Below are 12,043 nucleotides of genomic sequence, written 5' to 3' on the forward strand. Positions count from 1 at the left end.
CCCTCGCGGCGCGCCCGGCAGCGCTTGGGCTGGGCCGGGCGGGTGGGCTGCGCAGGGGACGCTGCAAGTACGTCCCTGTAAGCTCGGTCGCCGCATCCATGCGGCTCACGCCCCTGCGCAGCCCACCCGCCCGGCCACGGACAGTTTCCTGTCCCGCCACGGAAACATCAGAAAAACGAAGTGCAGTAGATCCACGCCATGCGTGGATGAATGCATCGGTCGTGCGGACCAACGGTCCGCACCCATCGCCCACCGGGCTGTGGATGGGCATCAACCGATGCTGGTGCGGTCGCGGCCGTCGCTCTTGGCGCGGTAGAGCGCGCGGTCGGCGCGCTGGTACAGCAGTGCCGGCGTGCGGTCGTCCGCCGCCAGTTCCACCAGGCCGGCACTGAAGGTCACCCGCAGCGCGGGCACGCCTGCCCAGTCGGCATGGTCGTGGAACAGGCCGCGCAGGCGCGCGCACAGCTGCGCGGCTTCTTCCAGGCGGGTGTCGTTGAGCAGCAGCGCAAACTCTTCACCACCGGTACGCGCCGGCAGGTCGGAATCGCGGCTGGCGGCGGCAATCAACTGCGCCACTTCCACCAGCACGGCATCGCCGATGCTGTGGCTGTAGGTGTCATTCACGTCCTTGAAGTGGTCGATGTCCAGCACCACCAGGCACATCGGGTGGCCGCTGCGCTGCGCACGGGCGAAGTCACGCGCGAGCGTTTCATCGAAACCACGGCGGTTGGCCAGGCCGGTCAGCGCATCCTCGCGCGCCTGCCGTTCGAATGCTTCGGCCTGCCGCGCCAGGCGCTCGGCCAGCTCGGTCTTTTCCTGGTTCAGCGCCTGCAGGTGCACGGTCTGCGCCTGCAGATCGAAGGTGGCCTCATCCACGCGCTGGGCCAGGCGCAGGTTGCTGGAGCGGTAGCGCTGCAGCAGGAACCGGTACAGGGCCACCAGCCCGGCAATCAACAGCAGCGCGATCAATGCCTGCACGCTGTGCCGCTGCCACCAGAACGGCTGCACGCTGAAACTCCAGACCGCTTCCTGCTGGCCCCAGGCGCCGCCGGGATGCGCGGCCGACACATGCAGGGTGTAATCCCCCGGCGGCAGGCCGATGAATTCGACGCTGCGCTGGGCGCCGCGTTCCACCCAGCCATGGTCCAGCCCTTCCAGCCGCGTGCGGTAGCGGATGCGGTCGGACATCAGGTAACTCAGGCCAACGAAGCTGACCGCCAGCCGGCGCCCGCCCGGAATGGAATTGTGGTCGGTGCCTTCCCAGTGCACCGGCACGCCATCCACCTGCACGCTCTCGATGGCGGCAGGCGGCGCCGGGCGCTCGCGGAAGCGCTGCAGGCGCTGCGGGTCGACCGTGCTCAGGCCGCCGGCAGTCACCACCCAGAAGGTGCCGTCCTGGCGCAGGATCGCCGACGGACCGGAACTGCCGTTGGCCTGCGCGTTGGCCATGCCATCGATCTCGTTGTAACGCTCCACCGACACCCGCGGCGCGCGACCATCGGCCACCGCGTTGAGCGTGGCCATGTCGGTCCGCAGCACGCCGCGGTTGCTGCTTACCCAGACATTGCCCAGGCGGTCGGGCACCAGCTGGAACACCGTATCCACCGGCATGCCCTGTTCCAGCCCCACGCGCGACAGGCGCCCGCCCTGCCAGCGGTACAGGCCGCGGTCGCTGCTGATCCACATGGCTTCGCCGATCTGGCGGAAGCCGAACACACTGCGGCCGCCGCCCAGCGCGGTCAGGTCGATGCGCTGCACCTTGCCGCCGCGCAGTACATGGATGCCGTCGATCGTGCCGATCCACAGATTGCCCTGGTGGTCGTGCTCCAGCGCCGTGATCAGGCCGCTGGGCATGCCCGGCACGCGTGACACCTGCACACGGCTGCCCTCGATGGAGACCACGCCCTTCTGCGTGCCGGCCCACACCACGCCGTCGGCGCCTACGCTGATCGCGCGGATGTTGCCGCCGGGCATGCCATCGGCCGCATCGTAGTTGTGCCGCAGCTGGCCCTGCGCATCCAGCCGGTACACGCCGTCGCCGAAGGTCCCCACCCACAGGTCGCCGTCGGGCCCCTGCGCCAGACTCAGCACCGACGGCGCCTTGCCGCCGCGGTTGTGCAGCGGCATGGCACGGAAGTGCCCATCATCGGTCTGCACGTCCAGGCCACTGGCACTGCCCACCCACAGGCGGCGGTCGCGGTCCTCGAACACCGTGCGCACGTAATCGCCGCTCAGGCCGTCGCGTTCGGTGTAACTGCTGAACAAGGTTTCGCGCAGCCGGTACAGGCCGCCATTGGCGCCCACCCAGATGCTGCCTTCGGCATCCTCGCGCAGGCTGACCACGCGCCCGCCCGGCAGGTTCAGGCCGGCCGGCAGGCGCTCCATGCCGTGCGCGGAAATGCGCAGCAGGCCCTGGTTCTCGGTGCCCAGCCAGATATCGCCATGGCGGTCCTGCAGCATGGCCGTCATGTGCAGCTGGCCGGGCAGGCGGTGTACCAGCACCAGGCGGTCATCTTCCACCCGGTACAGGCGCTCACCGGCCACGATCCACAGCGCACCATCGGGCGCCCGGTACGGCCAGGACAGGCCACTGCCCACGCCCCAGCCCGGCGGCGCGCGCTTCATGTCGCCGTCTGTGTCGCGCAGCAGCAGGCCGTCCAGCGTGCCGATCCACACCCGGTCCTGGGCGTCCACCACCAGCTTGGTGAAGCTCATCGCCACCGGCAGGCCCGGCGGCGGGGTCTCGAACACCATGCCGCCGTCGGGGGTCAGGTAGCCCAGGCCCTTGCCTTCGTACAGCAGCCACAGGCGGCCCTGGCTGTCCATCTGCATGGCCTGGATCAGCACCTGCGGGCTGTTCGGCCCGTGCTCCCAGACCCGCCAGCGGCCATCGCCGGAGCGGTAGCTGACGTTGCCGCGCGAATCGCTGATCCACAGGCCGCCCTGCCGATCGACGTAGAGCGCGCCGATGCCATTGTCCGGCAGCCCCGGTCGGGTGCTGCGGTCGAAGACGGTGAAATCCAGCCCGTTGTAGCGCACCAGCCCTTCCCAGGTGGCGAACCACAGGTGCCCTTCCGGGGTCTGCGCGATGTCGCGCAGCGAGTTGTGCGGAAGCCCGTTGCGCGAGGTCCACACATCAATGGCGTAATCGCGCAGCGGCGGCGCGCCGTCCTGGGCCGCGGCCAGTGGCGGCGCCAGGGCCAGCAGCAGGCACAGCAACGCCCACCGCAGCAGCGGTGCGATCCAGGTTCCCGGGTGGCGCCCCGCCAGGCGCCTGCCAGCCCCCTTTCCGCCCATTACCGCAGGGGCAACGGCCAGGTGCGGTTGCCCGGGCAGGCAACAGGCAGCAACGGGGTCAGCTGGGCGGCACGGGGCCGCACGCCGGCACGAACGGGCTGGGTCATCGGTCAAGCGCTGGGAAGTTGACGCGAATGATAGGGCAAACACCCCCTTCGGCGTCACCGCAGCCCTGGCGCCCGGCCGTAATGTCATCCACGCATGGCGTGGATCTACTGGCGCGCCTGGGTGCTGGCCGGCCAGTGCACCACGGCCTCCAGGCCGCCGGCCGGCCGGTTGCGCAGCCACAGGCGGCCGCCATCCTTTTCGGCCAGGGCACGGGCGATGGTCAGACCCAGCCCGGCGCCGCCGGTTTCGCGCGAGCGCGACGTCTCCACCCGCACGAACGGGTCGAACACCGCTTCCAGCTGGTCGTCGGCCAGGCCGGGGCCATCGTCGGCCACCACCACGGTGATGCCCTCATTATCGCGTTCCACCCTTACCCGCACCCGCTGCGCGTACATCACCGCGTTGTCCACCAGGTTGGAGAACAACCGGTGCATGGCCAGCGGGCGCAGCATCAGCACCGCCCCGCTGCGGCCCTGGAAGGCCACGTCGGCACCGCCCTCGGCGGTGTCCTCGACAATGCTTTCCAGCAGCGAATCCAGGTCCAGGGCGGCGCGCTGCTCGGAACTCTCGGCGCTGCGCGCCAGTTCCAGGCCTTCGCGCACCAGCGCCTGCATGGCGGCCAGGTCGCCGATCAGGCGTTCGCGCAGGGCTTCGTCGCCCACGTTTTCCAGGCGCAGGCGCAGCCGGGTCAGCGGCGTCTGCAGGTCGTGGGTGATCGCCGCCAGCATCTGCGTGCGCTCGGCCAGGTGCCGCTGCAGGCGCTGCTGCATGGCGTTGAAGGCCTCGGCGGCGCGCTGCACCTCGCGCGGGCCGCGCAGCGGCAGCGGTGCACGCTGCAGATCGTCGCCCAGTTCTTCGGCAGCCGACGCCAGTTCCTGCAGCGGTTTGCTGGACATGCGCGCCACGATATAGGCCAGCACGCCGATGGCCAGCACCAGCAGGGTCAGGAACAGCGGATCGACCGCCAGGATGCCGTTGTGCGCCACGGCCGGCGAATCCAGTGCCAGCTTCAGCAGGGTGCCGTCGCTCAGCGTCACATCCACCGCCCGGCACTTGGGCGGAATGAAGGACGGATCGCGCTCGCGCGGCGGACGTCGATGACCATTCGGCGGCGGCGGTGGCGGCAGGAATTCCTGCAGGCGGGGAATGCAGGAACGGAACGAGGTGAAGTGCACATGCGCGCGCGCCACCGGTCCGGCGCGGTCATCCAGCACCTGCATCAACGCGGTGTCCTGCCGGCCCAGGCGCGCATCCGGCGGCAACGAACGCACGCTCGGCCCGCCGGTCTCCAGCAGGCGCTCGCGCAGCTCCGGGTTGCCGTCGAGCATGTTCACGTAGCCCTGCAGGCGATCGGCCACGCGGTTCAGGTTCTGCCGCTCGAATTCCTGCTGGCGCTTCGAAGAGGCCAGCATGGTCGCACCGATCGCGGCCACCGCCATGCCCAGCAGCAGGATCACGAACAGCCGTCCCACCATCGAGGACAGGAAGTGGCGCAGGCGCTGCATCGTGGTTATTCCATCTGCACCGACGAGGCCAGCACGTAACCTTCGTTGCGCACGGTCTTGATCAGGCCATCCGGACCGCCATCGTCGGCCAGCTTGTTGCGCAGGCGGCTGACCTGCAGGTCGATCGCACGGTCCTGCGCTTCATAGTTGCGGCCACTGCTCAGCGCCACCAGCTGCTCGCGCGACAGCACCTTGTTGGCATGGGCGATGAACACACGCAGCAGACGGAATTCGGCGCCGGACAGCACCACCACGCGGCCATCGGGGTCCACCAGGTGGCGGTGCTCCAGGTCGAACACCCAGCGCGAGAAACGCGCGCGGCGCACGGCCAGCGGCTCCAGGTTGGCCGGCAATGCTTCGGTCCGGCGCAGCACGTTGCGGATGCGCGCCAGCAGCTCGCGCGGTTCGAACGGCTTGGCCAGGTAATCGTCGGCGCCCATTTCCAGGCCCAGCACGCGGTCGATCGGCTCGGCACGCGCGGTCAGCATGATCACCGGTGTGTTGGACCGTGCGCGCAGGTCGCGGCACAGGGTCAGGCCGTCTTCGCGCGGCAGGTTCAGGTCCAGCACGATCAGGTCCACGTGCTCGCGGTCCAGCAGCTGGCGCATGCTGGTGCCGTCGGCGGCGGTGCTGACCAGATAGCCGGCCTTGCCCAGCTGTTCGGCCAGCAGGGTGCGGATGTCGTTGTCGTCGTCGACGATCAGCAGTCGATGCATCGGGGTTTCGGTCTCCATGTGGCGATTTTCCCGTGTCGGGAGCTGAACCGCATCCTGGCCATTGCGTAGCACTGTATCCACGGCGGGGCCGGATACCTGTGGTTACGCACTCTGCCCGACAGTGTTACATACAGACACACCCCGAGGATTGAGCGCGGCCTCGTCGGCTCTTCACAATGCCTGCCAACGCCGCCCCGCGGCCCCCAGAGTGAAGCCCCCGACGTGATCTCCCGCCTGTTGCCCGCGACCCGGAAAGGTCGCCTGATGCTGATCGCCGTGCTTGTCCTGGTCGCTGCCGTCGCCGCCTGGTGGCTGCTGCGCAAGCCGGCCGCACCGGCCCTGGCCACCACCGCGGTCAGCCGTGGCGATATCGAACAGACCGTGGAAGCCACCGGGGTGATCGATGCCTACAAGCTGGTCAGCGTGGGTGCCCAGGCCTCGGGCCAGATCAAATCGCTGAAGGTGCAGCTGGGCGACACGGTGAAGGAAGGTGACCTGATTGCCGAGATCGATGCCACCACCCAGCAGAACCAGGTGCTCAATGCCCAGGCATCGCTGGACCAGGTGATCGCCCAGCGCGCCGTGCAGCAGGCCACCCTGCGCCAGGCCGAGCTGGATTTCGCCCGGCAGAAGCAGATGCTGGCCGCCGAAGCCACCTCGCGCCAGGAATACGATGCCGCCGAAGCCACGCTTAAGACGGCCCGCGCGCAGCTGCAATCCTACGAGGCGCAGATCAAGGGCCGCGAAACCGAACTGGGCACCGCCCGCGCCAACCTGGCCTACACCCGCATCACCGCGCCGATGGATGGCACCGTGGTGGCCGTGGTGGCCGAAGAAGGCCGCACCGTGAACGCCAACCAGACCGCGCCGACCATCGTGATGCTGGCGCGGCTGGACGTAGTGACCGTGAACGCCGAAGTGTCCGAGGCCGATGTGGTGAAGATCAAGGCCGGCATGCCGGTGTACTTCACCACCCTGGGCGATCCGGACCGCAAGTACCACGCCACGCTGCGGCAGATCAATCCGGCGCCGTCATCCATCGCCAATGAAAGCTCGTCCAGCTCCAGCAGTTCGTCCAGTTCCAGCTCCAGCAGCGCGGTGTACTACAACGCCCTGTTCGACGTGGAAAACCCCGACGGCACCCTGCGCATCGACATGACCGCGCAGGTCTCGGTGCTGCTGAACCAGGCCAAGGGCGCGCTGCTGGTTCCGGCCGTGGCGCTGGGCCCGAAGACCCGCGATGGCCAGCGCATGGTGCGCGTGGTGGGCGAAAACGGCCAGCCGCAACCGCGCAAGGTGAAGGTGGGCATCAGCAATGGCGCCAGCGCGCAGATCCTGTCCGGGCTGGAAGAAGGCGAACGTGTGGTGGTGGGTGAAGCCAGCGCCGCGGCGGCCAGCAGCGGCAACAGCAACCGCAGCGGCGGCATGCGCATGGGCCCGCCCGGTGGCATGGGGCCGCGCCGATGAGCCACGGCGCCCCCCTGCTGCGCCTGCGGGATCTGCGCCGCGAGTTTCCCGCCGGCGACGAAACCATCGCCGTGCTGCGCGATGTCAACGTGGATATCCATGCCGGTGAAATGGTGGCCATCGTTGGCCAGTCCGGCTCGGGCAAGTCCACCCTGATGAACATCCTGGGCTGCCTGGACCGTCCCACCCGTGGCAGCTACCAGGTGGCCGGCCGCGAGACCGGCAACATGGAACCGGACGCGCTGGCCGAACTGCGCCGCGAACATTTCGGCTTCATCTTCCAGCGCTACCACCTGCTGGGCGACCTGGACGCGCGCGGCAACGTGGAAGTGCCGGCCGTCTACGCCGGCAGCCCCGGCCCGGTGCGCAACGCCCGTGCAGAACAACTGCTGCAGCGCCTGGGCCTGGGCGACCGCATGCACCACAAGCCCGGCCAGCTTTCCGGTGGCCAGCAGCAGCGCGTATCGATCGCCCGCGCCCTGATGAACGGTGGCGAGGTGATCCTGGCCGACGAACCGACCGGCGCGCTGGACACGAAATCCGGCGAAGAAGTGATGGCCATCCTCGGCGAGCTGCACGCCGAAGGCCACACCATCATCATCGTCACCCACGACATGAGCGTGGCCGAGCACGCCCAGCGCATCATCGAGATCCGCGACGGTGAAATCATCGCCGACCGCGCCAACCCGAAGGCGCCCAGCCATCGGGCGCAGCGCGAAGCGAGCATCGACGTGGCCCACGGCAGCAACTGGCGCGCCGCACGCGACCGCTTCACCGAAGCCTTCCGCATGGCCCTGCTGGCCATGAACGCGCACCGCCTGCGCACCTTCCTGACCATGCTCGGCATCATCATCGGCATCGCCTCGGTGGTCTCGGTGGTGGCCCTGGGCAACGGTTCGCAGCAGCAGATCCTGCAGAACATCAGCGCGCTGGGCACCAACACCATCGACGTCTACCCCGGTCGCGGGTTTGGTGACATGCGCTCGGCGCGGGTGCAGACCCTGAAGGCCACCGACGCCGACGCACTGGCCACCCAGAGCTACGTGGACAGCGCCACGCCCAGCGTGTCGACCTCGGTTACCGCGCGCTACCGCAACCAGTCGGCCACCGCGCAGATCAGTGGCGTGGGCGACCAGTACTTCCGGGTGAAGGGCATCACCCTGCTCAGCGGCAGCTTCTTCGACACCGATGCGGTGAAGGGCCTGGCGCAGGAAGCGGTGATCGACGAGAACACCAAGACCCAGTTCTTCCCCGACAGCGACCCGGTCGGCCAGGTGATCCTGCTCGGCAACGTGCCGGTTCGCGTGGTGGGCGTGGCCAAGAAGCAGAGTTTCGGCTTTGGCGGCAGCACCAGCCTGGGCGTGTTCGTGCCCTACACCACGGTGATGTCGCGCATGCTGGGGCAGAGCCACGTGTCCAGCATCACCGTGCGGGTGAATGACGAAACGCCGATGGATGCCGCGCAGGAGGCCATCACCCGCCTGCTGACGCTGCGCCATGGCACCGAGGATTTCTTCCTGAGCAACAGCGCGGAAATCCGCGAGACCATCGAGCAGACCACCCGCACCATGACCCTGCTGATCGGCGCCATCGCCGCCATCGCGCTGCTGGTGGGCGGCATCGGGGTGATGAACATCATGCTGGTGTCGGTGACCGAGCGCACCCGCGAGATCGGCGTGCGCATGGCCGTGGGCGCGCGGCAGAGCGACATCCGCCAGCAGTTCCTGATCGAAGCGGTACTGGTCTGCCTGCTCGGCGGCCTGCTCGGCGTGGGCCTGGCACTGTTGCTGGGCGCGCTGATCGGACGCTTCTCCAGTGATTTCCAGGTGCTGTTCTCCACCGCCTCGATCGTGGCCGCGTTCGCCTGCTCCACCCTGATCGGCGTGGCCTTTGGATTCCTGCCGGCACGCAGTGCCGCCCAGCTCGACCCGGTGGAGGCACTGGCCCGCGAATGAAGATGATGATGACCCGACTGCCCTTCCCTGCCCCCACCCGCCTGCTGCTGGCCGGCGCCGTGCTGCTGGCCCTGTCCGGCTGCGCATCGGTGGGCCGCTACCCCACCCAGGATCCCGAAGTGGCCGCCACCTGGGGCCGCGGCGATGCCACCCTCAACGCGCCCGCCGACGACCCGCGCAGCAGCCTGGATACGCCCAGCCGCGATATCCGCCAGGACACCTGGTGGCAGGGGTTCGGCGATGAACGCCTGGACCGGCTGGTGGCACGCGCACTGCAGGCCAACAGTGACCTGGGCGCTGCCGGGTTGGCCGTGCAGCGCGCGCGCCTGCAGGCCGGGCTGGCCAGCAATGCGCTGTGGCCGCAGCCGTCCTCGTCGGGCGTGAGTGGCAGCGGCAGCCGTGCCACCGACCAGGCCGACGACTGGAGCCGCAGCTATTCCACCGGCGTGTCGCTGGGCTGGGAAATCGACCTGTGGGGACGCCTTCGCACCCAGCGCGACATCGCCCGCTGGGAAGCCCAGGCCAGCGAGGAAGACCGGCAGAACACCGCACTGCTGGTGATCGGCGACACCATCACCCAGTACTGGACCCTGGCCTATCTGAACCAGTCCATCGGCAGCGGCCAGGCCAACCTGGAGCGCCTGCAGCGCACCCGCGACCTGGTGCAGGCGCGCTTCGACGCCGGTGCGGTATCGCGGCTGGAAGTGCGCCAGGCAGAGCAGAACCTGCAGTCGCAGCGCTCGGCGCAGAGCGCGCTGGAACAGCAGCGGGTGGAAGTACGCAATGCGCTGACCGTGCTGCTGGACGGCACGCCGTGGCCGCAGCAGGACGAGCCGCAGAACCTGGACGATGCACGCAGCCCGGCCATTGCCGAAGGCCTGCCGGCCGATCTGCTGGGCCGCCGCCCCGACCTGCGCGCGGCCGAGCTGCGCCTGCGCAACAGCCTGAAGACCATCAAGGTCACGGCCACCCAGTACTACCCCGCGCTCAGCCTGACCGGCAGCGTGGGTTCCAGCGCCACGTCACTGGGTGATGTGCTGCGCAACCCGGTGGCCACGCTGGGCGCGGGCCTGTCGCTGCCGTTCCTGAACCTGCAGCGGGCGCAGCTGGATACCGACATTGCCGGCACCGCCTACCAGATCGACGCCACCAACTTCCGCAAGACGCTGTACACGGCACTGTCTGAAGTGGACAACGCGCTGTCGGCACGCGAACAGCTGGCACGCCAGGTCGAAGCCTCGCAGGCCTCGTACGACCAGGCGGTGGAAGTGGAACGCGCGCAGGAAGTGCGCTACCGGGTGGGTGCCACCGATCTGCGCACCTGGCTGGAAGCGCAGCAGACCCGGCGCGATGCCGAACTGTCGCTGGCGCGCGTGCGGCAGAGCCAGTTGAACAACGACGTCACCCTGTTCAAGGCACTGGGCGGCAGCGCGGGGTGAGGCGGCAGGAGCGCCAACCAAGGTTGGCGCCTACCAGGTAGGTGTCGACCTTGGTCGACACGGCACATGGGAAGGGGTCAGAGCCCTTTTCCAGAGAAAAGGGATCCAATCCCGCGCTCAACCGCGCTGGCGCACGGCCTCGAACAGGCTGACGCCGGCGGCCACCGACACGTTCAGGCTCTCGATCTCGCCCGGCATCGGAATCTTCACCAGGCCATCGCAGTTCTCGCGGGTCAGGCGGCGCAGGCCGTCGGCCTCACCGCCCAGCACCAGCGCGATGTTGCCCTTCAGGTCCAGGTCGTACAGCGAAGCGGTGGCTTCGCCGGCCAGGCCGTAGATCCACACGCCCTGCTTCTGCAGGTCCTTCAGGCAGCGCGACAGGTTGGTCACCGCCACCACCGGAATGCGGTCGGCGGCGCCGGCCGAGGTCTTGCGCACGGTGGCGTTCACCGTGGCCGACTTGTCCTTGGGAATGATGACCGCCGTGGCACCGGACGCTGCAGCCGAGCGCAGGCAGGCGCCCAGGTTGTGCGGGTCCTGCACCTCGTCCAGCACCAGCAGCAGGGCCTTGCCCTCGGCAGCGGTCACCAGGCCTTCCAGCTCGTTCTCACTGTAGGTGCGGGCAGCGGCGTAGCGCGCGGCCACGCCCTGGTGGCGCACCGAACCGCCCACGCCATCCAGCGCCTGGCTGTTGACCTTGCGCACGTCGATGCCCTTGCGGCGGGCGTTCTCTTCGATTTCGGTCAGGCGCGGGTTCTTCGCACCGGCCTCGACCAGCACTTCGCGGACGTTGTCGGCGTCGTTCTCGATGGAGGAGGCGACGGCGTTGACGCCGACAATCCACTGGCTGTTCTTGCTCATGCGGGCGGGGACCGGAAAGGGGGTGGCTATGGTAGAGCATCGGCGGCGGCCGCGCTGCGTGCCCGCCGGGCATGGCCCGGCGCTACCCGCCGTTCATCCTTCGGCTGAACGGCTGCGCGCGGGCCAGTGCGGGGTGTCGTGGTCGGGGTGCTGGTGGGACACGATCGTGGCCAGGAACTCCAGCGCGGCCACGTCCTCCTCGGTGCGCCGCGCCGGCAACCGGGCCAGATCATCCACGAAGGGCAGCTTGCGCTCGGCCCCGTACTGGATGGTCGGTGGCAACCGCTCGGGCTGGTCGAACGCCCCGGCCGCCACCGCCATGCCATCGGGCGCCTCGTAGGTGAGCGGCGTGCCGCAGTCGGCGCAGAACCCACGCTGCACCACGTTGGAGGACTGGAAATGGCGCGGCTGTCCGCGGGTCCAGGCGAACTGTGCGCCGCGTACCGAAACCAGCGGCGCGTAGTAGGCACCGAAGGCTTTCTGGCACATGCGGCAATGGCAGATCGAGCTGTCGGTCAGTTGGCCGCGCACCTGGAAGCGGATCGCGCCGCATTGGCAGCCGCCGCTGTATTCGGGATGGCCCTGCATGGTGGGTTCCTCGGAAACGTCGTGCCAACCAAGGTTGGCACCTACCGGGTGAGGGGTGTGCCAACCAAGGTTGGCACCTACCGGGCGGGGTGGGTGCCGACCGTTGG

The 12,043-nt window shown here is 69.0% G+C and carries 8 protein-coding genes; 3 read left to right on the top strand and 5 right to left on the bottom strand.

The window, feature by feature from the left end; all coding sequences use genetic code 11:
* Positions 1 to 270: 270 nt before the first annotated feature.
* The 3 genes from G4G00_RS05500 to G4G00_RS05510 all read right to left on the bottom strand — a co-directional run bounded on the left by G4G00_RS05500 (position 271) and on the right by G4G00_RS05510 (position 5,644).
* Positions 271 to 3,297 (bottom strand): ligand-binding sensor domain-containing diguanylate cyclase, encoded by a 3,027-nt coding sequence (locus G4G00_RS05500; protein ID WP_108752626.1) that lies wholly within the window; start codon positions 3,295 to 3,297, stop codon positions 271 to 273.
* 212 nt (positions 3,298 to 3,509) lie between these two features.
* A complete protein-coding gene (locus G4G00_RS05505; RefSeq protein ID WP_108752625.1) occupies positions 3,510 to 4,910 on the bottom strand; it encodes an ATP-binding protein in 1,401 nt (466 codons plus the stop codon).
* 5 nt (positions 4,911 to 4,915) lie between these two features.
* Positions 4,916 to 5,644: a response regulator gene (locus tag G4G00_RS05510; protein ID WP_108752624.1), complete on the bottom strand. Its 729-nt coding sequence runs from the start codon at positions 5,642 to 5,644 to the stop codon at positions 4,916 to 4,918.
* Between the two features lie 204 nt (positions 5,645 to 5,848).
* On the opposite strand from G4G00_RS05510, the gene G4G00_RS05515 reads away from it, so the two are divergent.
* From G4G00_RS05515 to G4G00_RS05525, 3 genes are read left to right on the top strand one after another with little or no spacing between them, the layout of a single operon-like run.
* Positions 5,849 to 7,093, top strand: coding sequence for an efflux RND transporter periplasmic adaptor subunit (locus G4G00_RS05515; protein ID WP_108761630.1), 1,245 nt, complete (start codon positions 5,849 to 5,851; stop codon positions 7,091 to 7,093).
* Positions 7,090 to 9,048, top strand: coding sequence for a MacB family efflux pump subunit (locus G4G00_RS05520; RefSeq protein ID WP_164271731.1), 1,959 nt, complete (start codon positions 7,090 to 7,092; stop codon positions 9,046 to 9,048). Before G4G00_RS05515 ends, G4G00_RS05520 begins: the two co-directional genes overlap by 4 nt.
* Entirely contained in the window at positions 9,045 to 10,487 is a 1,443-nt protein-coding gene (locus G4G00_RS05525; protein WP_164271734.1) for a TolC family protein, read from the top strand. Before G4G00_RS05520 ends, G4G00_RS05525 begins: the two co-directional genes overlap by 4 nt.
* 117 nt (positions 10,488 to 10,604) lie before the next feature.
* Here G4G00_RS05525 and rlmB read toward each other — a convergent pair whose 3' ends face one another.
* Both rlmB and G4G00_RS05535 read right to left on the bottom strand, forming a co-directional pair.
* Positions 10,605 to 11,348, bottom strand: a complete 744-nt coding sequence (gene rlmB, locus G4G00_RS05530; protein WP_107230358.1) for a 23S rRNA (guanosine(2251)-2'-O)-methyltransferase RlmB — start codon at positions 11,346 to 11,348, stop codon at positions 10,605 to 10,607.
* 93 nt (positions 11,349 to 11,441) lie between these two features.
* Positions 11,442 to 11,936 carry a GFA family protein gene (locus G4G00_RS05535; protein ID WP_108752620.1) on the bottom strand — a complete coding sequence of 165 codons (495 nt, stop codon included), beginning with the start codon at positions 11,934 to 11,936 and terminating at the stop codon, positions 11,442 to 11,444.
* Positions 11,937 to 12,043 lie beyond the last annotated feature (107 nt).

Source organism: Stenotrophomonas sp. B1-1, from assembly GCF_010894375.1.
Lineage (GTDB): Bacteria > Pseudomonadota > Gammaproteobacteria > Xanthomonadales > Xanthomonadaceae > Stenotrophomonas.